Annotated in this window: 17 protein-coding genes and 5 pseudogenes; 18 read left to right on the top strand and 4 right to left on the bottom strand. The window is 59.2% G+C overall.

The window, feature by feature from the left end; genetic code table 11:
* Window positions 1-1187 precede the first annotated feature (1187 nt).
* The 12 genes and pseudogenes from JG743_RS31360 to JG743_RS34440 all read left to right on the top strand — a co-directional run bounded on the left by JG743_RS31360 (window position 1188) and on the right by JG743_RS34440 (window position 15339).
* Entirely contained in the window at window positions 1188-2492 is a 1305-nt protein-coding gene (locus tag JG743_RS31360) for a SidA/IucD/PvdA family monooxygenase (RefSeq protein ID WP_202303116.1), read from the top strand.
* 765 nt (window positions 2493-3257) lie between these two features.
* Window positions 3258-4037, top strand: coding sequence for a phytanoyl-CoA dioxygenase family protein (locus tag JG743_RS31355; protein WP_202296276.1), 780 nt, complete (start codon window positions 3258-3260; stop codon window positions 4035-4037).
* Window positions 4038-4363: 326 nt separating this feature from the next.
* Window positions 4364-6367 (top strand): class I tRNA ligase family protein, encoded by a 2004-nt coding sequence (locus tag JG743_RS31350; RefSeq protein ID WP_202296275.1) that lies wholly within the window; start codon window positions 4364-4366, stop codon window positions 6365-6367.
* A 1129-nt stretch (window positions 6368-7496) separates the two neighbouring features.
* Window positions 7497-7726 (top strand): annotated as a pseudogene (locus JG743_RS34890) (NifX-associated nitrogen fixation protein); the annotation flags it as partial.
* Between the two features lie 215 nt (window positions 7727-7941).
* Window positions 7942-8145, top strand: coding sequence for a CCE_0567 family metalloprotein (locus tag JG743_RS31345; protein WP_202296274.1), 204 nt, complete (start codon window positions 7942-7944; stop codon window positions 8143-8145).
* Window positions 8142-8459, top strand: coding sequence for a ferredoxin III, nif-specific (fdxB, locus tag JG743_RS31340; protein WP_202296272.1), 318 nt, complete (start codon window positions 8142-8144; stop codon window positions 8457-8459). The genes JG743_RS31345 and fdxB overlap by 4 nt, the downstream gene beginning before the upstream one ends.
* 38 nt (window positions 8460-8497) lie before the next feature.
* Complete coding sequence (locus tag JG743_RS31335; protein ID WP_202296270.1) at window positions 8498-8821, top strand: exopolysaccharide production repressor protein; 324 nt, start codon at window positions 8498-8500, stop codon at window positions 8819-8821.
* Between the two features lie 1621 nt (window positions 8822-10442).
* The gene (locus JG743_RS31330; protein ID WP_202303113.1) at window positions 10443-11108 is read left to right on the top strand and encodes a hypothetical protein; all 666 of its coding nucleotides are present in this window, start codon (window positions 10443-10445) and stop codon (window positions 11106-11108) included.
* 34 nt (window positions 11109-11142) lie between these two features.
* Window positions 11143-12132 carry a S8/S53 family peptidase gene (locus JG743_RS31325; RefSeq protein ID WP_244673007.1) on the top strand — a complete coding sequence of 330 codons (990 nt, stop codon included), beginning with the start codon at window positions 11143-11145 and terminating at the stop codon, window positions 12130-12132.
* 401 nt (window positions 12133-12533) lie between these two features.
* Window positions 12534-13547: a 1-aminocyclopropane-1-carboxylate deaminase gene (locus JG743_RS31320; protein WP_096458539.1), complete on the top strand. Its 1014-nt coding sequence runs from the start codon at window positions 12534-12536 to the stop codon at window positions 13545-13547.
* A 969-nt stretch (window positions 13548-14516) separates the two neighbouring features.
* A pseudogene (locus JG743_RS31315) lies at window positions 14517-14709 on the top strand (hypothetical protein); the annotation flags it as partial.
* A gap of 354 nt (window positions 14710-15063) precedes the next feature.
* Window positions 15064-15339, top strand: coding sequence for a hypothetical protein (locus JG743_RS34440; protein ID WP_244673006.1), 276 nt, complete (start codon window positions 15064-15066; stop codon window positions 15337-15339).
* 11 nt (window positions 15340-15350) lie between these two features.
* Here the strand turns inward: JG743_RS34440 and JG743_RS31305 are convergent.
* Window positions 15351-15806 (bottom strand): annotated as a pseudogene (locus JG743_RS31305) (ATP-binding protein); the annotation flags it as partial.
* On the opposite strand from JG743_RS31305, the gene JG743_RS31300 reads away from it, so the two are divergent.
* Together JG743_RS31300 and JG743_RS31295 are read left to right on the top strand one after the other, a co-directional pair.
* Window positions 15785-16279, top strand: coding sequence for a hypothetical protein (locus JG743_RS31300; RefSeq protein ID WP_202303190.1), 495 nt, complete (start codon window positions 15785-15787; stop codon window positions 16277-16279). The pseudogene JG743_RS31305 and the gene JG743_RS31300 overlap by 22 nt on opposite strands.
* Entirely contained in the window at window positions 16276-18345 is a 2070-nt protein-coding gene (locus JG743_RS31295) for a recombinase family protein (protein WP_199202613.1), read from the top strand. The genes JG743_RS31300 and JG743_RS31295 overlap by 4 nt, the downstream gene beginning before the upstream one ends.
* Before the next feature lie 16 nt (window positions 18346-18361).
* Here JG743_RS31295 and JG743_RS31290 read toward each other — a convergent pair whose 3' ends face one another.
* Window positions 18362-18682 (bottom strand): ATP-binding protein, encoded by a 321-nt coding sequence (locus JG743_RS31290; RefSeq protein ID WP_274608552.1) that lies wholly within the window; start codon window positions 18680-18682, stop codon window positions 18362-18364.
* A 43-nt stretch (window positions 18683-18725) separates the two neighbouring features.
* Window positions 18726-18989: pseudogene (locus JG743_RS31285) on the bottom strand (IS21 family transposase); the annotation flags it as partial.
* Window positions 18990-19039: 50 nt separating this feature from the next.
* On the opposite strand from JG743_RS31285, the gene JG743_RS31280 reads away from it, so the two are divergent.
* Entirely contained in the window at window positions 19040-20938 is a 1899-nt protein-coding gene (locus JG743_RS31280) for a DDE-type integrase/transposase/recombinase (protein WP_202296268.1), read from the top strand.
* A gap of 42 nt (window positions 20939-20980) precedes the next feature.
* Here JG743_RS31280 and istA read toward each other — a convergent pair.
* Window positions 20981-21922, bottom strand: a pseudogene (istA, locus tag JG743_RS31275) (IS21 family transposase); the annotation flags it as partial.
* A gap of 66 nt (window positions 21923-21988) precedes the next feature.
* Here istA and JG743_RS31270 point away from each other — a divergent pair.
* The 3 genes from JG743_RS31270 (at window position 21989) to JG743_RS31260 (ending at window position 23743) form a co-directional block, all read left to right on the top strand.
* Entirely contained in the window at window positions 21989-22411 is a 423-nt protein-coding gene (locus tag JG743_RS31270) for a helix-turn-helix domain-containing protein (RefSeq protein WP_202295958.1), read from the top strand.
* Window positions 22411-23277 carry an IS3 family transposase gene (locus JG743_RS31265; RefSeq protein ID WP_202295961.1) on the top strand — a complete coding sequence of 289 codons (867 nt, stop codon included), beginning with the start codon at window positions 22411-22413 and terminating at the stop codon, window positions 23275-23277. The genes JG743_RS31270 and JG743_RS31265 overlap by 1 nt, the downstream gene beginning before the upstream one ends.
* 241 nt (window positions 23278-23518) lie before the next feature.
* The gene (locus JG743_RS31260; RefSeq protein ID WP_244673005.1) at window positions 23519-23743 is read left to right on the top strand and encodes an XRE family transcriptional regulator; all 225 of its coding nucleotides are present in this window, start codon (window positions 23519-23521) and stop codon (window positions 23741-23743) included.
* Window positions 23744-23966: the final 223 nt, after the last annotated feature.

The following is a 23966-nucleotide window of genomic DNA, read 5'->3' as shown; positions in this document are numbered from 1 at the left end:
TTCTTCCTTGCGATCTATATTTGGTGGATCACTCCAGCAGGTTGTAAATCGAGCGGTGCCTGAGGTAGTATGCTGCCCAAGCCTCGCGGGCACGGTGAATCCGCCCGGGCCAGCCAGTCCGAGCGCTCAGCCTCGGTAAGTGAATTCCACCATTGCACAATCGGCTGTTTCGTCAGCAGTCGGATTCCGATTCGGTTCGTCTGTCTTCACATAAGACTCGAGCGCCAAGGGCCTGCAACGATCAAAACGGCCACAAGCCGGCAAAAAAGCTATCATCTCGCCGCGCCACTGCACGTAGTTTTGGTACCAGCCAGACACCGTTTCATAAGCGGCCTGCAGTGTACCCGACAGATGACGGCTGCAAATAGCTTGCCAAACCGCTCGTCACCCTTTTCGGGGTCGCCGTACTGGTAAACGCGGTGATCAAACATGGTCCTCTAACGGTCCCGGTCGTCGCGGTCGCGCTCTCTTCTTTCTCGTTCCTCGCGCTCCAGCTCACGCGGCTGGCCCGATCGTGCGCGACGCCCGATGGTCAGCTGCAACGGAAATTCCTTTTCGGGGTCGAACACTTGGCGCCGAGGTCAGTCGACCGTGTGGAAAGTGCCAAGAGCGCCTGCAACGCCATGAAGTCGAAAACTACGACTACGTGCAAAATCGGCGCCGGTGCAAGGTTTCGGCCTCAATGTCGGATACTCGACGGATCGCAAGCCATGCCTTCCGTTGCTTTGCTGATCTTTTGCTCTGGCACGTTCGATGCAGGGGACTTCCCGAATTCAGCAGCGGATGTCTTCTATGATCAAACCCACGGAAAAATGCTGTCGCCGCACTGATGACCGTGCCCTCGCTGGTCGCCAAGCTGGCCGAAGGTCGGCTCATCGCGGTCGAGGCGCACAACTGAGCCCAATTGCAATGAGGGATAGGTTGCGAAAGCATGTCACTGACCACGCGGGGGTCATCGAGGCGGGAGTCTTGATGCCAGCCACGCGCAACATATCGCCGGCATGAGTGCCGACCTCATCACGGAGCCGGGATCCGCGGGCGTCACACCCGATACTACGAACGCGCGGACAAGCTGTCGCAAGTCCGGCGGTGTCGACGATGCCTGCGGGGAGGGCAAGCCCAACTGCCATGGCCCGCATTCGCTGCGCACAGCGTCTGTATGGGAAAGGTCAGTAGGCGCAAGACAACTGGATCTCTCTTGCATTGGGATCGGTGCTGGCCCGTCCAATTTGAGCCTTGCGTGTCAGATACACGAGCAAATCGGGCACGGAGCACTGTTCTTGGATAGGCAAGTCGACTTCCGCTGGCATCCAGGCAGCGCATTCGATTCCTCAGAACTCCAGGTCAGCCACATCAAGGATCTGGTCACGCTGGTGAATCCGCGATCCGCCTACACCTTCATAAACTACTTGCACGAGAACGGGCGTCTGTATCACTTCCTGAATGCACAGTTCGATGCTGTGCTCAGGGCTGAGTTCGAGCAATACCTGAACTGGGCGTTCCGCAGAAACCCACTTGTCCGCGGCGGCGAGACCGTGCGCGAAATACGCTATGATGGCGAGTTTCGGGTGCGGACGGACGATGCAGTTCTCAGTGCAAGAGACCTGGTGGTCGGCATCGGCAAGCAAGCGCGGATTCCACTTCAATTTCAGGGCTGGATCGGACGCAACCTGTTCCATTCATCCGATTTGCTGCACATCCATCCTGAGGTGCGACATAAACATGTTTGCGTCGTTGGTGGCGGCCAGTCGGGAGCCGAGGTGCTGTTGCATTTGGTCGGTGGGCCAAGAGAACGGCGGCCTGCCTCGATCACCTGGGTCTCGCAGCGCGAAAACTACCTGCCCCTCGACAACAGCCCGTTCACAAACGAGTTGTTCATGCCCTGTTTTTCGGATCGTTTCGCGGCCATGAGCGAGCCGCAGCGCAAGCTGTTCCTGCGGCGTTTCGTGCTCGCCTCGGATGGTATTTCGGATCGCACTTTGCGCGCCGTCTACCAGGCGCTGTATCGCCACGAATTTCTTGAGCCAGACCTATGTGACATCGCACTGCGGCCGGGTTGCAACGTTTCGCGCTGCATCAACGCCGGCGCGGGTCATAACTTGACGCTGCAGCGCGGCTTGGGCGACGTCGAAGAAGTCACGGCCGACATCGTCATCCTGGCCACCGGTTACGAGAACGCCGTGCCAAGCTTTTTGGAACCGATGGCGGATCGGCTGCAACAGACCGACAATGAGTTGGTCATCAACGCGGATTTTTCGGTGTGCTGGGACGGACCGCGTGACAGACGCATCTTCGTACAGAACGCCAATCCCGGGCAGCGCGGGCTGGCCGATCCGAACCTAAGCCTGCTGGCCTGGCGAGCTCGCCGCATTCTTGACAGCCTTCTACAGCGCGCGCCGTGCGCGAACCCTGAGCATCTTGGCTTTATCAGCCGTACCACCGTCGAGAGCTGGCCCGACCCGGTAGCCGAAGAAATGGGCAGCGGGATATGACTCGGCGACTGCTGATCATCGGCGGTGGCATCCAAGGAATGATGTCCGCCTCCGCTGCGGCGCAGTCCGGAGCCCGCTCCGAACTCATCGTGACTGAACATGCCCTTGGACCTATGGGCGCATCGCTTAATTCTGCGGGCGAGAATTTGCCCCACGGTCGTCGAAACCGTACAAGGTCGCTCACTCGAAAGTGCCCAGTGGCCCTAGTGGCCATGGCTGCGTCGGCCGTCAGCGGAGGGTTCCGGCCCGTAGCGATGCGTGTGGTGGCTGGACCGGGTGAGGTAAGTGATCGGGACCACCTTAGGGAATCCGAGGACCCAGCTTGGCCTCGGATGGGCAGTCTAGCGCCGAACTTGTGCGGACAATACTCGTTTTTGGAGCATCGATGGACCCGATGCCAGCGACGTGCCTCCCTGATCGCCCGACCGGAACGGGAACTTGTCGCAAAAATTTTCGCGGCGCACGACTTTCGTTGCGTCAGGCTGCACGAAAGGTCGTCTTATCGGGCAGTCGCACCATCAACAGCATGCTCGGCCGTGACTACTATGCAGACGTACCGGATCGATAGATCTTTACGGGCCTGGGCGATCTCTCCATTGAGGAGGGACAACAAAGCCTTGCAATCCACCCGGAGCGGAACGCACTTTGCGTCGCCGTCTGCATGCCGTGGAGTATCGTCTCCGTGGGCCACACCCTGGCCAGCGCCCGACTGCCTCTAACCGGAATGTTCGACCAACCACTTTTTTCCAACAGGGGGCCTTTCGCATGTTGACTGATGCACAAAGAGAAAAGTGGCTGAAAGACGGATACATCAGGCTCGAAAGGTTCTTCGATCCCGCGGCTGTGGAACGGATTTCAAGCTTTGTTGAAGACGTATCACGCTGGGATGTTAGCGATGATAAATGGCTCATGTGGTTCGAGAAGACGACTGATGATCGAAAGATCACCTCTAAGGCCGAGAATTTTCTGGACTTCCATGACCCATTGCGTCTTCTCCTCCTAGAAGATCAGCGCATAAACTCTGCGGTCGAGGATTTGCTTGGCGAAGATTCGCGCAGACTCAAGGAGTTGCTGATCTTCCACTATCCCGATAGCGGCGGTTATCGCCCGCATCAGGACATTTATCACATTCCACACAGGCTGCCCGACCGGATGGTCCATGCGATCGTTGCCATAGGCATTGACGATTCCGACCCGGACAATGGTGGCCTTTTCTTCAGCCCCGGCAACCACAAGAAGGGGGTATTTCCCATGGATGCCGGCGGGGTGATTGAACCTGAGGTCGCCGAAACATTCTCCTGGGAACCCGTAGTATGGAAGGCTGGCGACATCTTCATCTTCGACGATTACGCACCGCACTACTCACAACCAAACAAAAGCAATCGTTCTCGGCGTACACTCTACTTGGTGTTCCAGCGTGCTTCGACCGGTGGACCGACCCGCGCTGAATATAACGTGCTTAAGCGCGCCCTTAATCCGCCGGAGGGCAAAGTGGCCGATCTCGACAACCTCAAACCCCCAAACGGCATTTTCTATCGCGATTGAGCTCACGGAACCAGGCGGGAATGCACACGAAACTGATCGGCCGCCAAAAAATGCGCGGAGAGCATGGTTTTGATTGCCGCCTACTGGAGCATCGCCAGCAGTCCGTTACGACGCTTCGGTATGTCGATTGTGCAGGTGTCGCCGGGGGTCTTCTGTAACGTCTAAAGCCCCACTGGCGCCCGTCGTCACCCGCTTGGGCACCCAGAGCCGGATCATTCTAACGGAGGCGGCCAACGTGTCGGGCTGCCGCTCTCTTCGCAACTTGCAGCAGGGGCTGTTGCGTTGGCAGCCGAAGATACCACTGCTTCAACAAGCTGAGATTCGTCATGCGGAAATCCACGTTTTCTCGAACCGAGCTGTCGCGGGCGTTCGGTATCGACATGGCCACCCTTGGAACGGGAAGCGCGGGCACCGGGTTTTCATTTGGCAAGGTGGCACCAGGCGTCACATCCGAGCCCCATCGGCACGACGAAATCGAGGCCTTCGTGATCCTGTCTGGAGCGGGCAAGGTCAGGACCGATCTTGGGGAGATCACGGTCGCGGCCGGCGATGTCGTTCTGTTTCACCCTTTTGAAGCGCATGTGCTGCACAATCATGGGGACGACGACCTAAATTTCGTCGATGTCTACTGGCGCGACGGCAAGGCCGCCCTCGAAGCTGCGGCACAAGTCGCGACTCCCCGCCGGCCGACCTTCGTCTTCTCCGCGCCACCGACGCCTAATGGCGATCTGCACCTGGGGCATCTTTCTGGACCTTATCTTGGCGCCGATGTCTACACGCGTTTCCTGCACATGAAAGGGGTCGAAGCCTATCACCTGACTGGAAGCGACGATTACCAGAGCTACGTCGCCACGCATGCCGATGCCGATCAATCGACGCCCGCAAAGGTGGCGCGCCACTACGCCGGCGAGATTCAAGCCACGCTTGCGCTTCTCGACTGTGAGGTCCACAGTTTCCTCTCCACTTTGGGCGATAGCGCTTATGCAGAGTTTCAAGCCGCGTGTTTCCGTAGTCTTCTGAGCAGCACGGCGGTAGATCTGCGCCCGAGCCCTGCGCTCTTCGATGCTGTGACAGGCGACTACCTTTACGAACCGGATGTAAGCGGCCTCTGCCCCGATTGCGGCGGCTCCGCTGCTGGCAACATCTGCGAGGAATGCGGCGCACCGAACCTATGCCACGACCTAGATGCAGTCCGGTCGCGGCACTCGGCCGAGGCGCCGGTGGTCGGCTCCGTGCGCCGTCCCGAACTTGCGCTGGAACGGTGCTACGACAATATCGACCGGCATTTAAGGGCGTCGGGCGCCCCCGTTCGGATCATGGACCTCTTCGCGCGTCTACGCCAACGTGGCGGCATTTCCGTGCCCGTCACCCACCCGTCGGACTGGGGGCTACCGGCCGAGGGATTCCCGGGGCAGGTGACCTGGGTTTGGCCAGAGATGGCGTTTGGCTTTCTTTACAACATCCAGACGCTAGCTACATCGCTCGGTCGTGACTGGAATGCAGCCCTGCCCAGCAACGACTGGCAGATAGTCCATTTCTTCGGCTTCGATAATTCCTTCTATCACGCCCTGCTTTATCCGGCGCTTTATGCTGAGGTCTTCTCCCACTGGACGCCGCGCATCCGGTATCATGTGAACGAGTTCTACCTGCTCGACGGCCAGAAGTTTTCGACCAGCCGCGGTCATGCGGTTTGGGGCAAAGAGGTTCTGGGCCCAAAGACAGTCGATGTCGTCCGCCTTCATTTGGGACTGACACGCCCGGAAGGTGAGCGAACGAACTTCACGCAGGACGCGCTACGCCGCACCGAGAACGAGGTGTTCCAAGGGATCTGGCTGAATTGGCTTGATGCGCTGCACCGGGAAATCAAGCAGGACTTTGGCGGCTGTGTGCCCGACGCAGGCGACTGGGCTCCCGCCGATCGCGCTTTCTTTGCTCGGATAGAGGTCCATCGCGCGGCGATGGAACGCGCCTATTCGGACGATGGCTTCTCCGTCCGCCGCGCGGCCGCGCAGGCCTGCGATTTCGTCAGCGATTGTGTAGTCTACCGTCAGGCGCAAGACTATGCAGCGGCGCGACGTCTCTATCCCGCCCGCACTCGGACTTCGCTCGCGCTTCAGGCTACGGCCGCTGCGATCCTGGCGCAGACACTCGCACCGCTGATGCCCCGATTCGCCTGCACGCTGGCGCGAGGTATCGAGGGTGTCTCAACCGAAACATGGCCGCGGTCGGTCCAGAGGCTTGCGCCCGCAACGACCTTTGATCTCGGACCCGTGCTGGCTTTCTATGCCAGAGCAGACATTCCTGTTCTCAATGAGGAGGAGGCAAAATAGCCTATCGTGATTTCGACCAGAGTTGGGCGGCAATCAAAGCCGAGGATGCCGAAGCTTTACTCGCTACCATTGGCTGCCGAAGGCCACTCCCAGACCATAGACACAAACACAGGCCGGCCTTCACCAACATATCGTCGAGACGCTGGCCCGCGCCTTGGAGGATCGCTCGATTGACAGCTTTCCAGCGCTTGCCCTTCGTGCGGCAAATGCCGAGCGGGCTGCACGGCGCTGACCAACTTTTTCGGAATCGCGGAATTTCCGACCTATAGCCAGCCGATCAAGAAGGTCATGCGGTTCGGGGCGCTGGGTCGGCCTAGCTGTGCGCGCCCGCGCTTCGCCGGCGGCGAATGATGCTAGATGAGCCGACGCCAACATTACCGCAGGGCAGATAGCCAAGCCGCTCTCGCCCTCAAGCGTCTGACGCATGATGCGTGTCCAAAAGCTGACAGCAGCAGAAAACATGTCGGGTTCAAAACAACCGGCCGTCTTGGGCTTGTGAGGTTTCGAGGCAGAATCACGCATTTACTGCGGGCAAAGCGCTGGCATGACGTTTGCTGGTTGAGATCGGCAATACTGAGTGAGGGCTGAACGCATGAGAACACGCAAGACTTTGATGGTCTCCTAACCGGTGTGTTCCGTTCTGAGAGAACCAGCTCGCGCATAAACGTCAGGAAAGGGGTGGGAATGGAGAACAACATGTTGCGTAGAGAGTCCCCGGCTCCTCTGATCAAAGTGGACGACTGGCTGCGTGGCTAACCTCTCACGAACTTTCAGCCCGGCAAGGTGTCGGGATGACAAGTGGAATGGAACCCTGATCAATTCGCCCATTTTCTGCGGCGCGCCCGCAGTAACTGTGTTCATGGAGCACAGGGTCGACGGTTTGCTCCAGGTCAGGGCTCGGACCTTAGACTTCCAACCGAATAGCCGCGGCGGCGATATTCGACGCGAATTTGGCCCGTCGTTGAAGATGTCACAGTCCAGGACCTGTTCAAGGTCGGCCACAGGGGCAGCATTTACGTGGAATCGGCCTGGCGAGGCCGGACGTCGGCTGCGTAAGCGAGCCCGAAGTCAGCGTAACCGAAAGCAGAAATCCTCCGTCGAGGACGAGACCTGAAATTGAGGAAACGAAATGTCTCACGCAACGCTTGGCCCTGCCGTCAACAAGGATGGCGAGGCCCTTTCCCGCCCGTTCGTCAAATGCCTCCTGCGGCTGATCCGTGCTCAGGATTTTCACGGCTCATGCCAACGGAAATCGGACACCGGGCTGCTGGCCGATTTCATCATCACCAAGGGACTGCGCCGGAATATCCAATCATTGGCAATCCGGATTCGGACGCGCTGTGGAGGCGCGACATGTTTTAGACCGTAGTGGAGCTTGCGATCGAGGAGCGCTCAGGCGTGACATAAGTCAACAACAGAAATCAAACCGACCTCTGTCGAGACGTCTACCGGTTCGGCTTCGCGAATCCCAGACAACTCGCGGATACCGGCGCGAAACTGGTCGGCGATGCGACTGCAGCTATTGCATTCCGACGTGGCGCGGGCGTGAAGAAACTGATTTTCGAGGAAGGATCATGGCAAACTTGGATGAGATGGCGAAGAAAGTCCGAAAGCTTCAACTGCGCGCGGCAATTGCCAAGACGAACTTGCGCGACCTTGCCGAGGGTCTCCCGGTCAAATGGATTGAGATAGAGGAAGTCGCCGAGAAAACGCATGCCGTTTATGCCGAGTTGGATGGTGCCAGGAGAGAGCTTGCCAAAATGAAGACTTTGCGATGAGGAGCAAATTCATCAGCCGCGACGGCTCCATATGGGTGCCGGAATATCTGATCGCTATCGATGGCAAGATCTGTATCGGCTGCGGCCGCTGCTTCAAAGTCTGCTCGCGCGAGGTCATGCATCTTTACGGCGTCGATGACGCGGGTGAAATCCTCGGCGCCTGCGACGCCGATGACGACGATTTCGACGGTGAGCTCAATCGTATGATCATGGTTGTCGACCATGCCGGCCGCTGCATTGGCTGCGGAGCCTGCGGCCGCGTCTGCCCAAAGAACTGCCAGACCCATCTCGCGGCCGACCAGATCGCAGCATGAGCTGCATGGTTTGACGAGCCAAAATCAGGAGAACGGCATTGCGCTTCATCACCTTTTGTCGCCTCCTGGCGCTGGTCTTGTGCGGCACCGCTGCGACCGTTTACTTGGCTTCGCAGTCGATCCGTCTAACCGTCGTCGCGACGCTGGCCTGCTCGCTGCTGCTCCAGATGGTTTATTTCGCAAGTGTGCTCTTTCTAATCTGGCGATCCGGCTGTGCTGGCAAAGCCGGGCAAGGTGCTGAGCTTTTAGATAGGTCCCAGGAAGTTCGGTACCAGTCGCCCGACGAGGATGAGCGAAGGAATGAAACTCAAGATGGGGCCCAGCGCAATCAAACGCTCGGCATATCGCTGCTCCTCCCTTGAGGCGATGTAACAAGGATGAAAGCTCGGATTCATCACTTGGGATCGAGTTTGAATATTGAGATCATGGTTCCGTGGTATGATCGAGGTGACGGCATTCTCATCGTTCTAACGCCAGGGGAATGCAGTTTCGGTTCTCCGGGCAATGGTAGTCGATCGCAGCGCGCTGCACGCGGGTTGCTTCATCTCGAAGGCGAACGAAGCGCCGGAAAACTTAACATGTGTGAAGGCGGCACATGTCCGGCTCTGCCACAGCCGTATGATGAGCTTCAAGAACCGCGCCTGACGCGCCCACCGCCCAATCAATCCGCACTCGCCGGGCTGCGCAACCCGACCAGCTCCGCCCGGCGAGCGCTCCTCGTCGCGCTTATGCAAGCGGAGGCAATAAGTGGACGCCGATCTGGAGTGCGGCCCTGAGGGTGGACAGATATCAGGCTGCTGATTTGCCAGTCTGCCGGATGTGTTGATCCTCGAACTGCTGTCCGCATCCTCGGCGACATCGCCGTATCGCCGCTCGAGCTCTTGGCATTGCCATGTCGTGCGACGGGCTTGCTGTCGCCCGCTGCCGCGCGGATATCTTGCACCCTATTTCCTCCGTGCCGAGGCGACCTGGCCCGCGATGTTTTCGAAGCACCGCCTGAGGGCGCTCGAGTGCCTCAATGAACTAAGTCTGGGCCAAAGCCGGAAAAACGCGTCTAACCTTCGTTCTTCGTGGGCTCGACGGCTCACTTGCTGGGGCGTCACATCGCGAGGTCGCCGAAGGGCTGATTGGCCTACGGCGCGGCCATGCCGATTGTGGCGATCCTCGCGATCATCTGCCCGCCACATTCGCCGCGCCGTCTCTCGTGGCCGCGCCCTCTGCATTGAAGGTAAACATACGCCCTGTCCGTCAGCCTGCGAACAGTTCGGAGCTAAAACCCGGTCACCACCAGTCCGCCAGGTCGAAATGGCATCGAACGGCCTGGTGAGTGCGCTCTGGTTAAGGTGTAGGTCGAATGCCGAGAGGCCTCGTTCGGCATTGTCCGATAGCCGACAATGTCGGGTACGCAACGCAGAGGAAGCTGACTCTCGGGTGTTTTTTAAATGCTTTTGGCTTGGCACGGCAGATGCTCGTTATTGCGCAAAACGCACGGATTGAGTGGTCCCACCGCCACGAAAGTCGCTAGCTTACGCCGCCTCCCAAGGCGAACCCGGCCCGGCAGGGAGCTCCGTCTCTGCCGGGCATGCCTTTTCAGACGATTCGCGTACAGAACCTCAAATTGGGCGGCGCAATGTCCGACTGAAGAGGATTGCGTCGAATGGAAAATGAAAGCGAGGCTCTCCGACGCATGGCTGGAGCGAGAAGGGAGTGTTGCCATGCGGGAGGGTTCACGCTCAGCGTGTTCGTCGATATCCGGCAATTGTGTCGGCTTTGTCGGTTCGACGACACGGCCTTGGTTGGCCGGCGTCTTGGACGTTTCGTCTAAGCCACTGAAAACAAACATACTATTCCTTCCCTGGCGCCGTCATCTAGATCGGCATGAATTTTGCTCGATTCCGTTGAGAGGCGGGAGCTGCTTGCCAGGGAAGAGCGAAGAGATGGCTCGGCAAAATTGAAGGACGGGAGATCACAGATTTGTTGCGAATGAACACGTTGGCCGCTGGCGGCCATGCGTCTGCGGCTAGAGCCTCCGTGGGGTTTGAAGATGCGGCGAGGGACTGCAGTACGCGTGTCGATCACATGTTGCAGATGTGCATACGGTTGGCGAGTTACGTCCTGTTCGTGATGACATTGTTCGTCAGCACTATGACTGCGAACGGACAGGAGACCAGCCTTGTCGGCATTTCCCAGGGTTCGGAGCTAACCGCGGCGGCCAACCATCTGGGACAAGGCGGATACGAGCTGTCGGGTGGTACCAACGTGTCTTTCGACAAGTGGTACCATAGCAAATGGATCGACATGCGATTTGAAATGTTGACGCAGCTCTCGGATGATTTCGGTCTCCTGTGGGGCGCGAGCACCGGCCAACATGCCGAGAAGGTCCGAATCGACCCAGGTGTGAAACTCGGCTTTATTCTGCAAAAGCGACCGACGCCGTCCACGACGCTTTCTCTCACCGTCAGTTCGATTTTGGGCGGGAACCTGACGGAACGACCTTGCACGGCTGACTATGGCGCCGTCGGCGGCTTCCAGACAGTGAATTGCCGTCTGGCCGCGTCGCAATTCCGGCCTGCGGACACGTTGAAATATATGGCAAACATCAATCCAAGCCGATTGAAACTCGATCTTCGGTTCAGGGGTGAATTCTAGAGATAGTGAAAGGCATAGGCGGTACATTTCGTTGATGAAGAACAATCCAGACAGGAAGTTTATTATGCACAAAACACAATTGTTCCCGGTAGGACTCGTTGCCGGTCTTTTCATGTGCCTGCTGACGGCACCCGGTTTTGCTGGTGATCTCGATGCGCGGGTCAGCGGTAAAGGAACGACCGGAACGCCAACCACGGAAAGCAGTAGCTCGGGCTGCCCACAAAATGCCGACGGGACCTTTTGCTGGATGAGCCCGGATATTGGTGAAGCATGGGCATCGGGCTATACCGGTTCCGGCGTATCGGTGACTGTCGCAGATGACTTCACAGGTGAAATGGATGAGTTTGGGGATCTCGGCTATGGCCCCCAATGGCGGCAACATGGGCAGTGGATCGCTCAAGCAGCCGGCATGGTGGCGCCTGGCGCAAAGATAGTCGAGCTCGACTATTTGGAAGCAGTTCCGCTGACGCTGGAGGAGGGGCTCAATGTCATTAATCTGAGCTATGCCCTTGAAAACCCAGTGAGCGGGTACCGGCTCGAGCAGTCGATTGTCGATACGGCTCGGGCGGGTGCCGCGGTCTTCACAAAGGCAGCCGGAAACAAATCCGTAGCGGTAGGTACCCCGGCCGAAGGGGATATTGATTTCCTAGCTCTTGAGCTGACTGGGACGCAATCGACAATCTTTGTGGGTGCGCTCGAGCACAATGGCACTCCCGAAAACAAGGCGAAGCTCGCCTCCTATTCGAATTACGCCGGTTCAGATTCGGAGGTGCAGAACCACTTCCTCACGGTGGGGGTCGATAGCGACAAGATTGGGCTATCCGGAACGTCTTTCGCGGCACCTGTAGTGGCTGGCTATGCCGCCATCCTTGGCAGCAAGTTCACGTCCGCAACACCGACACAGATAACTAATCAGTTGCTGGATACGGCTAGAACCGACACGCTCGTCAACTACAATCCGGCGGCTTACGGCCGCGGCGAGGCCAGCCTTTCGAGGGCATTGGCACCCGTTTCGATCAGGTAGACGAGTACTTCGATCGAGCAGCTGAAACTTCTGTGAGGCGTTGAGCGCCACAAAAATCGCCTCGCAGAATTCGGCTCGGCAACTGTGCGGTTCTGCCGATCCAAGCGCAAACAAGAGCCACTGCGTTTTTATCGAAGTCTGTTGGTTTGGCGGTCTAGCTGCGCTCGCAAAGCTGGCAAAACACAGATGCCGACCGCGTGTCGTCGTAGGTTTCCTAGGCGATGGTCGCCTCATCGCAGCATGCCGACATGTGGATCGCTTCGTTTCAGTCGCAAGGAAAGCGCTGGAAAATCCCCAAAGCTCTGATGGGTGGTCGGAGAGCGCGGCCGACCAATCCAAGCAGCGCTTATGGACGAGTTTTGCGTGGCTATTTCAGCTGAATGATCATCGCCGGAGAGAATATGCTGGAAAAATTCGAACGTTACCCGCTCACCTTTGGACCCACACCCATTGAGAAGCTCGACCGGCTCGGCAAGCATCTGGGCGGCAAGGTGGAGATCTACGCCAAACGCGAGGACTGCAACTCCGGTCTCGCGTTCGGCGGAAACAAGCTCCGCAAGCTCGAATACATCATCCCCGACGCGATCGCGTCGGATGCCGATACCCTGGTCACCGTCGGCGGCGTGCAGTCCAACCACACGCGGATGGTTGCAGCCGTTGCCGCCAAGATCGGCATGAAATGTCTCCTGGTTCACGAGAGCTGGGTCCCCCATGAGGATGCCGTCTACGACCGCGTCGGCAACATTCTCTTGAGCCGGATCATGGGAGCGGAAGTGCGTCTGGTCGACGATGGCTTTGACATCGGCATCCGGCACAGTTGGGAAAAAGCGCTCTATGAGGTCAAGGCAAGGGGCGGCAGGCCTTATGCGATACCGGCCGGGGCGTCTGTTCATCCGAATGGAGGCCTCGGCTATGTGGGGTTCGCGGAGGAAGTGCGCGCCCAGGAGGAACAGCTAGGGTTTGGCTTCGACTACATGGTCGTTTGCACGGTCACCGGTTCAACGCATGCCGGCATGCTCGTCGGATTCGCCAAGGACGGTCGACAGCGCAAGGTGATCGGTATCGATGCCTCTGCCACGCCTGCAAAAACCAAGGCGCAGGTGCTAAGCATTGCCCGACATACAGCGACCCTCGTCGAGCTCGGAACGGAACCTGTCGAGGATGACGTGGTGCTGCTCGAAGACTACGCGTACCCGCGGTACGGCATTCCATCCGAGGAAACCAAGGCGGCGATCCGTCTGTGTGCGCGGCTCGAGGGTATGATTACCGATCCCGTCTATGAGGGCAAATCGATGCAAGGGATGATTGACCTCATCCAAAAAGGCTTTTTTCCAGAGGGCTCGAGGATACTCTACGCGCATCTCGGCGGCGCGCCGGCCATCAACGGTTATGGCTACACCTTTCGCAATGGCTGATGCTCGACAGATTTCCACGTGCTGTGCCTGCCGTAACAGCGCTGCGCCAATTTTGTCCGAAGGCCTTTGGGAAACCGCAGTGGGCCGTTAACTGCCGCCACGAGGTGGGGTCGTGGCGCTGGATGCTTGCCAGTATTCGCCTCTGCTCAATGTGTCCTGGAGCCGCATAAGAAGGCAGCAGACATGGCCGTTTAACGTTTTTTGCCATTCTGCGTGCGGCGATGATCGCCGCAAATTAAATAAATTGGAAACCACTGAAGATGTCGCGCAGGTGCGGAGGTATCTACCTGATCAGGTATGGAAGCTGTGACCAAGCGTGCTCGAGCTGGTCGTCGTCGGCGAGCACATCGCCACACACCCCCAGCGCGGCGGTGAACTGGGCCAGCCCGGGCGAGGGAAGAGGCGTCCCCCGCGAGCGTGAGAGCGGGCAGATCGGTATCGGGTCTAACGAGGGCTTGCCCATGTATCGCGAGCGTAGACGAGACCGTCGTCTTTTCGGCAATTTTGACCGAAACGGCGCGTTCAGCCTGCGCGCTTGCTTTCAGGCGGGTTCGTCCACCTGGCTCTTTGAGCACTACGTGCGGAGGGGGGTGGGGGCTACGACGTAGCCGAGCCGCTCTATACGGAGGCGGCGCGCGCGAGGCGAGGCGACGATGAGGTCGAGTTTGTCCCCCGATCGCCTCTACGTAGCTCTAAGTGTCGACAGATCCATATCGGCCTGTTTCTCGATCCTCGAGACAGAGGGCTGCTTGATCTTGAAGGTCGAGGCAATCTCCCTGGGCTTCCCAGCCGCATGGCGCAGCTCTCCGAGGCTCTCGACCTCGTCCTTTAACTCTTCGAACGTGCGTCGACACGCTCCCGACGCTCCTCGGGGAGGGCGGCGATCACGTCATCAAGCTTGCGTTCCATCACCTCTTCTCCTTCTTAGCCGCCGCCCGGCGGTTGAGATGCCCTTGACAGCCTTTGTCCAATGGCGTGCTGATTGGCGGCCCGGAACGGGAAGTCGCATCTGGCCATTGCCATCGCCCGGGCGCTCATCCGCGACAGCAGGCGCGGCCGCTTCTTCGACGGGACAACGACCGCACTGCTCGATCCTCTCACGCATCGTTGCGAGATCATCGAAATCGGACATGAATCCTGGCGCTCCAAGAACCGCACCTGATCACCACATGGCCCAAGACGATCCGCGCTCGCCGGGCTTCGCAACCCGGACCAGCTCCGCCCGGCGAGCGCTAAACGCGATGCGCTGCCGCCAATTTTTACTGGGATATTCGCTGCGGCCAAGCAAGAGGGACATCTTCTCAAAAAAAGCAAAACTGGGCTCATTATCGATGTAGCACCGCCAAAGTGCTCTACTGGGTGCATTTGCAGAGCGCGATTGACGAGTATCTGGGAGGGTTTTGCGCCGAGCTGGAACGGTCCGTGCAGTCCAAAATGCGTTCATAGGAAATATGATCACTTGGCGAAAACGGCTGTTTGACCCGGATCTTTCTTTCAGTGGCTGAGCGGAGTGAGATTGGTCGATGTCTGCATCGTCATGGGTGTTGCAATCAACGATGCCCAAAATGGCGAGCAGCATCTGGCGGTCAAAGCCCTCAAGGGATTTGGCGGCCGAATCCTTGCGGTGGTCGACGACTTAGACAGGGATACTTATCGCCCGTCCATGCCGCTTCGCTGGTGTGATCTGCATCTTTGCTTGCGCATTCCGCCAACTCAGGACAGCGATTCCGCTAAATACGGGACAGGCGTTCCGGTAATGTCGGGACAGCCTGGGGTCGCTGGTTCTCGATAGCCTCGTTGAGTTCAGGATTGATTGATTTCGGTGTTTTCGGCGCCGGTCAAGAGGGGCCTCGTTTTTTGCTTTCGCAGACTGTCGCCTTGCAGGGCAATGCGGTGAGCATTGTGAACGATCCTGTCAAGAATGGCGTCGGCGACGGTGGGGTCATTGATCAGGTCATGCCATTTGTCCACGGTGGTCTGAGCGGCGATGATGGTTGAGCGGCGGCGATATCTCTCCTCGACGATTTCGAAGAGATGGAAGCGCTGCTGGTCCGAGAGGCTGTGGGAGCCAAAATCGTCGAGGATGAGCAAATGCACTCGGGTAAGTTTTTCGATGAGCCGGGGGAAGCGCCCGTCGAGGCGGGCGAGCGCCAGATCCTCGAACATGCGCGGTACGCGCACATAGAGAACGGAATGGTCGAGCCGGGCCGCCTGCCGTCCGAAGGCGCAGGCCAACCATGATTTTCCAGTTCCGGTCGGACTGGGCTCATAATGCCCGTTATCAGGATGGCGAGGCAAAGAAGATTGTCCGTTACGCCTTTCATCCGCGTTCGGGCGGGGAGATTTTTGTCACAGGCCGTCAGCGTTATTGCGGTGAGCCGGCCTATGTCGGGCGACAACCGGATGGCAGCCTGGCGCTGATTCCGATCTGGATGACGGAAGAGATCGCCCTGACGATGGCGGTTCGCGAGGCGCCCCGTTTTCCCCTTTCATGCCTGCGCGACCTGCGCAGCGAGCTGGATGCAGGTCTACGTTTTCTGCAGAGCGACTCACGCCAGCCAGGAGACGACCATGCAGCGCAGGCAATGCCGAACCGACCAGCCAGACCTGTTTTCCACGAAGGCTCCGCCATCGAGTCTTCCAGGCGAAGTCCGGGAACGCACCCTCCCGCTGATCGAGACCTTGCTGAGGGAAGCGGTGGTGAGCCAGACGGAACGGGAGGCAGATCATGAAGATCACCGCTGAACATCTCGCGCGCGGCGCCTATGTCTATGTCCGGCAGTCGACGGCCGATCAACTCGTCAACAATCCAGAGAGCCGGCGACGCCAATATGGCCTTGCCGAGCGAGCGCGGTCCCTTGGCTGGAAAGAAGCCATCGTCATCGATGAAGATCTCGGTCGTTCAGGGTCTGGCATCAGCCGTCCGGGCTTTGAGAAGCTTCTGGCGGCTATCTGCGAAGGTCGGGTTGGTGCGGTCCTCGCCATTGAAGCCTCCCGGCTGGCCCGCAATGGCCGGGACTGGCATACGCTCATCGAGTTTTGTGGCCTTGTCGGAACGCTCATCATAGATGAGGACGGCATCTACGAACCGCGTCATCCCAACGACAGGTTGCTGCTCGGCATGAAGGGCACGATGAGCGAACTGGAGCTTTCGATCCTGCGGGCCCGCTCGATCGAAGCCCTGAAGCAGAAGGCACGCCGGGGCGAACTTTTCCTGACGGTGGCGATCGGTTACGTCAAGTCGGGCCGGAACCGGATCGAGAAAGACCCGGACCTGCGGATCCGCGAGGCGATCGATCTTGTATTCCGGCGTTTCGACGAACTGCAGAGCATCCGGCAGGTGCATCTGTGGCTGCGCAGCGAGGGCATTATGCTCCCTGCCGTAAATTACACGCGCGCGGCGGACAGGGCGATCGTCTGGAAGCTGCCCGTCTACAATACTGTGCACCACATTCTCACCAACCCGATCTACGCCGGCGCCTATGCGTTCGGGCGAACCTGCAGCAAAGTCACCATAGAGGCCGGACGCAAACGGATTTTGCGTGGGATCAGGCGCGATCGCGCCGACTGGGAGGTCTTGCTCATCGACCATCACGAAGGTTACCTGAGCTGGCACGATTTTGAGAGGAATCAGCGCCTGATCACGGACAATGCCACAAGCAAAGGCTTGGTGCCGCGCGGTGCTCTTCGCCGGGGCGAGTTGCTGCTCGGCGGTCTCTTGCGCTGCGGCCATTGCGGCCGCAAGCTGCACGTCTCTTATTCCGGCAGCAACGGCAATACGGGGCGCTATCATTGCCGCGGAGCGCAGCTCAACCACGGAACCGACCCGTGCATTGGCTTCGGATCGTTGCGGGTCGATCAGGCGGTCAGCGCGGAGGTTCTTCAACGCCTTCAACCGCTCGGCATCGAAGCGGCGATCAAGGCCATCGAGACCACCACCGTGCAGGCTGGAGAGAAGCGGCGCCATGTGGAGCTCGCACTCGAGCAAGCACGTTATGAAGCCGCCCATGCACGCCGCCAGTATGACGCCGTCGACCCGGACAACCGGCTTGTAGCAGGCGAACTAGAGCGACGCTGGAATGCCGCGCTCGTAGCCGTCCGCGAGCGTCAGGACGAGCTTGACGCGCTCGACCGCCACAAGCCTGAGGCTCTGGGAGAAGAGGAACGGCGGAGCCTGCTGCGCATGGGCGGCGATCTCGAATTGGCATGGCATCATGCCAACGCCACCGCCACCACGCGCAAGCGGATCATCCGCGCCGTGATCCGCGAGATTGTCGTCGCCATCGAAGACGACCACATCAAAATGCTGGTGCATTGGCAGGGCGGCGACCATACCGCGCTTTCGGTCAGGAAGAACAAGGCAGGCCATCACCGTTGGGGCGCCCCGCCGGACATCGAGGAACTGATCCGTGCCCTGGCACGCCAATTGCCGGATAGAGCGATCGCATCGCTTCTCAACCGGCTCGGCAAAACCACGGGTCGTCAGAACGGATGGACGCAGTCCCGTGTCTGCACTTTCCGCAACCAGCACGACATCGCCGTCTACAAAAAGGACGAACGGTCGGAGCGCGGCGAGTATACATTGCAGGAAACGGCTGCAAAGCTCGGGCTGCGGCCAATGACCGTGCTGCGCATGATCCGCGCCGGCGATCTGAAGGCCGAGCAGTATTGCAAGGGTACGCCCTGGATCATCCGTCATGAAGATATCGAGCAACTCGATATCCAGCACCATTCCGGCAGGAGCGGACACAGTCCATTATCACAATCACAGGATCAGCAGATCCAGCTTTTTCAATAACATAGCGAGGTGTGCATTATGTCGTGGGATCGGTCTGGCCGGTGAGGATCAAATTCTCCTGGGCCTTGAGCCAATGGCCTTGGGCGAGCGCCATGGTGTTGCGGCGGTCGAGGCCGCGCGCGGGCGCGAAGTCGATGTCTTCGATGCATGCTTCGGGGAAGCGCAGCTTGGCCGAGGCGAGCTTGTTCCTGACACGCTTGTCGGCCCGCATGGCGATCTCCCGGTCGAGCATCAGGCCGAGCCATTCGTCGCGGCTCAACTCATTGGCGCTGCTCTGTTCAGCTGCGGCCAGTTCGCGCCAGGCGGTAGCCATGCCAGGGAGCCCGAGGGCCTGCATTTGATCGAGGGTTGGGTTTGTCAGCATTCTTTCGTCCTTTGCTTCACTGATAGTAGGTGCGGCCGCGGATATTGGCGTGGGCTGGTGTCGGCTTCGCCGGTTCGGCCTGCGATCCCATGAGATCGAGGCCGGCTTTGAGGATGGCGTTGACGGAGGAATAGGTGATCGCGTTGATGGTAAGCGCGCGCTCGCAAGCGGCGTCCAGGCGCGTGGGTCCATAGCGGGGCGATAGCGACAAGATGCCCATGTGTCGCATTGCCTCAAGGAAAATGTTACCGCGCGGGCTCGTTGCCTCACCTAAAATGTTACCCGTGAAGGCGCATGTCGCCATGGTGCCTTCACCACCAGGGAGGCAACATGAAGACGAAGATGACGCATGCCATGCGCATGGAACTGGCCAATGCGGTCAGGGATCGCTATGCGGCCGCAACGACCAAGGACAAGCGCCGGATCTTGGAGGAGTTCATCGCGGCGACGGGATATCACGAAAAGTCCGCAATCCGTGTCCTGAACAGCCACCCGGAGCGGAAGCACCGTCAGACCCGCCAACGCCTGTCGCTCTATGATGAGGCCGCTCGGGCCGCGTTGATTGTGCTGTGGGAAGCTTCCGACCGAGTTTGCGGCAAGCGGCTCAAGGCTCTACTGCCCATTCTATTGCCGGCGCTGGAACGCAATGGACATCTAAAGCTCGAGGAGGAGATCCGCCACAAGATCCTGTCGATGAGCGCCGCGACGATCGACCGCTTGCTCCAGATGCCAAGGCGCACCATGCGTACGAAAAAGAAGCCAAGGGTTGTGCCAGAGCCCCGGCGGCGCATCAAAATGCGCACCTTTGCCGACTGGAACGAGCCGCTTCCCGGCAGCATGGAAATGGACCTGGTCGCTCATTGCGGAGAGGCCAACCGCGGTAGCTACGTTCACAGCCTGGTTCTGACCGATATCGCGAGCGGATGGACGGAGGCCGCGCCCATCGTGGCCCGAGAAGGCACCCTCGTGGTCGAGACACTCGAGCGCATCCGCATGGGCTTGCCCTTTGCCCTTAGAGCGCTGGATGTGGACAATGGCAGCGAGTTCGTCAACAACAGGCTGATCGAATATTGCCTTGGTCACGGCATCGAACTCACTCGCTCGCGACCTTACCGTAAGAACGACCAAGCGTGGATCGAGCAGAAAAATGGGGCGGTTGTTCGGAAGCTCCTGGGCTATCGACGCTTCGAGGGCTTGGCGGCAGCCAGAGCGATCACGCGCCTCTACGGGGCATCCCGGCTGTTTGTGAACTTCTTCCAGCCCTCGTTCAAGCTGGCTGCCAAGCAGCGCGACGGAGCGAAGGTGGCCAAGCGCTATCATCCACCGCAGACTCCCTGCGAGCGTCTCCTGCAGGCGGAGGCTATGCCGATGGCCGCCAAGAACAAGCTGCGCGAGATCGCCGGCGACCTCGATCCGCTGAAGCTGCTGGAGGAGATGCGAGCTGTCCAGGCTTATCTGGCGGCGCTGGCTGACGGCGAAACACCGCCACCGGCGACATCGGAACCGCCCAACCTGGCCGCGTTCGTAGCCAGCCTATCGAGCGCCTGGCATGCGGGCGAAATCCGTCCGACCTTCTCCATCGAAGCCAAACCGCGTTACCTGCGAAGTCTACAAAAGGTCTCGATACAAACCCTTATTGCGAGTCCCTCGCCGACGCTCAAACCGGTGATCCCACCCACTCCTCCCGCGACGATGCAGGAGAAGCCGAAGCCGGTCTACGCCGAGCCTGGCCAAGCCCGCGTCCAGGCGCTCCGCATGGTGTGGCCGATCGTTTGTCGCCGATTGGAGGAATTCCCCAACATCAACGCCACGCAGCTCTTCGAGGAGCTGTGCGTCCAGTTTCCAGGTCGATTTACCCGCAAGCAGTACAAAACACTCGTTCGACGGGTCAATCTCTGGCGCCAAGCGGCTCGCGCGCGCGGTGTTGTCGTTGGGCCAAAGACTTATCGTCGGCTCAACGACAAACCGCGCGGCCGACGTCCCGACATCTTTAAGGACCATTGGGAAGAGATGGCACGATGCCTTGAAGAGCGTCCGGATCAGACCGCACTTGAACTTCTCGTCGAGTTCCAGGTCCGTTATCCCGGACGATACAGCTTGCACCAGCTTCACACGTTGCAGAAGCGAGTAAGGGCGTGGCGACAACAAGCCGTGCAGCGGCTCATCGGCGAGGTCAGCAGCCTAGCGCCGTATGTCGCTTCAGATTCCGCACGTCTGGCGAGCGGGTAACATTCTTGGTGAGGCAGCCGGTAACAAAATTAGGTGAGGCAACACGACACCCATGGCCGAACGATAGCCCTGCTCGGGATGGGGCCTGTCGCGCATCATGCGTTCGACCAGGATCGCGGTGTTCGGGCCGATGACAGCCGCCCGGCCGATCAGGTTGGCGGGCGTGGTGTTGGCGTAGCGCTGATGCGCCTTGGGCATGTGAACGTCGATGGTGACATGGCCGCAGCGCTGCGATCGGCGAACATGGCAGGCGACGCGCTGGTGATCATGGAAGATCTCGATCACCCGGTGGGTGAGCCGGACCTCGACGGTGCGGCCGATCAGTCGGTGCGGCACCGAGTAGAACGTCTTGTCGATCTCGACATGGTAGTCGGGATGCACCTTCGCCGATTTCCACTCGGCGTATTCAAACGGCGTCGCCGGCAGGGTGCCGAGCGCCGCCCGCTCGATCTCCTCGAACAGTTCGCGCCGGCTTTTGCCGACATGGCGCATCGGCCGGTTGTTCAGCTCCTCGAGCAGCTCGGCGATCGCCGCATTGAGCAGGGCTAGCGAGAAGAATTGGCGGTTGCGCAGTCGCGCCAGAATCCAGCGTTCGACGATGAGAACTGCGCCCTCGACCTTGCCTTTGTCGCGCGGCTTTGCTGGTCGGGTCGGCAGGATCGTGGTGTCGTAATGCTCGGCCATGGCCGCAAACGTCGCGTTCAAGGTCGGCTCGAACCACAGGGCCTTGACGACACCAGCCTTCAGATTGTCGCAGACGATCGCTTTGGTGACCCCACCAAAAAAGCTCAGGGCCTGCACCTGTCCTTCGATCCAATCCGGCAGCTTTTGGCTGAGGCTGGCATGGGCGAAGGTGAGATTGGAGGCTCCCAGCACCGCCACGAAGATCTGCGCCGGCGCAATGACGCCGGTGATCGGATCGATCACCGACACCGTCTGTCCGGCATAGTCGGTCTGCATCACAGCGCCGGCCGCGTGCCTGGAGTGCACCCCCAGACTGAGACAAGGAAAATAGCGGACAGTTTCCCCGCAAGGAGAGGAAACTGGGGCATGGCCGGACGGCAAAGAGTTATTGATGATGACCAAAAGCTGGAGCTTCTCCGGCGCATGGAAGCGGGCGAAACCGTCAGCAAGTTGGCAGATGAGGTTGGTATCAGTCGCCAACGACTTTACGAGTGGCGTGATCATCTCAGGCTTCATGGTAATCTGAAGTCACGTCGGCGCGGCCGGCCGGCCAGATCGACAGCAGGAGTTGACGGGACCGCACAGCTGCAGAGTGCAGTGGATGTGCCGGCACCTCAGGAAAAGGCACTGACCAAGGCCAGGCGCCGGATCAGGGAACTGGAGCAGAAGGTCGGGCAGCAGCAGCTCGATCTCGATTTTTTTCGCGAAGCCTTGCGGCACTTCGAGGAAGATCAGCGTCGGAGCAGCGCTCCTGGCGAAACGGCATCTTCAAAGTCATTGAAAAGATGATGACCGGCCTGTCGCAAGGCGAATTCAACATCGACAGAATGTGCTGGCTCGCTGGTGTCAGCCGCGCGAGCTATTACCGTCACTGGCTGGATTCAGCCCCTCGTCGAGCCGAGACGGGTTTGCGCGATCTCATTCAGAAGCTGGCTCTCGGCAACACACACTACGGGTACCGCCGGATTGGAGCCCTGCTTCGGCGTGAGGGGTGGCAAGTTAATCACAAATGCGTTCTGCGGATCATGCGTGAAGACAATCTGTTGTGCCTGCGCGCTAGCCCCTTTGTTCCTGTGACGACCAACTCCAGGCATGGTTGGCAAGTCGTGCAGAACCTCGCGAGGGGAATGATCCTCAATGGCGTAAACCAGCTATGGGTTGCCGATATCACCTTCCTGCATCTGGCTGAGGAGTTTGCCTTCCTTGCCGTTGTCCTTGACGCGTTCAGCCGCAAGGTTGTCGGATGGGCGCTGGATACGCATCTTAGAGCAAGCCTTGCCATCGAAGCTCTCGAGATGGCCATCGCTGATCGCCAGCCCGTACCCGGGAGCCTCATTCATCATTCCGACCGCGGAGTTCAATACGCGTGCGGGGCCTACTCCGAACTTCTGCATCTACACGGTATCCAGGCGAGCATGAGTCGTGTCGGCAATCCTTACGACAATGCGAAGGCGGAGAGCTTCATGAAAACCCTGAAACAGGAAGAGGTGCAAGGTCTCGCCTATAAGGATGCAGATGATGCCCGCAAGCACATCGGCGCTTTCATAGAGACCGTTTACAATACGGAGCGCCTGCATTCGGCGCTCGACTACCTCAGTCCGGAGGAATACGAACAGAAGCATTCACGCGGGCGACAGATGGAAAAGGCTGCATAGCTTAACACGGGAAACTGTCCGCTATTTTCCTTGTCTCAGTCTGGGGGTGCACTCCAATTGCTGTCCCCGACATTACTGGAATGCCTGTCCGGGAATTACCGGAACGCGCATCTTTGCTTCCAGAAGAAGGGCAGGGACACGCCCAAGTGCGAAGTCGACCTCGTTACAGCGATTGAAGGTGGCTGAGACGCACGATCGCGAAAACTAGGAACAAAGTCATGACTGAAGAATCACCGGCGAAATGACCAACGGCAACGTGTTTGCGGATTTGGGCTTTGACAATTCCGAAGAGGAATTGCGGAAAGCCAAGCTCGCCCGCGAGATCCGCGCCGTCATTAACCGTCGGCGCCTCAATCAAGCCCAAACGGCTCGGTTGCTCGCTATGATGAAACAGCTCGACATATCTGCCATAGTCACGGGGCGAACAGCAAAGCCCGGTGCGCTGCCTCGATCGACGCGCTTATAAGGTTGGCGCGCCACAAGCCGCGCAAATCGGCACGGACGGCCGAAGCAGCCTAATCATTGGCGCGAGCGTGAGGTCCAGCTCTCGACAAGATCGGCTTCCTCGGAGATTTCCATCTCCTCGTCCTCCTGGCCTCTTTCGGTGGATACGAGGGTCATGAGTGCCGAACCGCCCTTGCGCCCAGTTTCCTCCCAGGAAGCGGTCGTCGCTTCGTAGCGGCACGGAT

The sequence above is a fragment of the Mesorhizobium sp. 131-2-1 genome (assembly GCF_016756535.1).
Taxonomy (GTDB): domain Bacteria; phylum Pseudomonadota; class Alphaproteobacteria; order Rhizobiales; family Rhizobiaceae; genus Mesorhizobium.
Note: the sequence above shows the minus strand (reverse complement) of the source record. Positions and strands in the feature narration are given on the sequence as shown.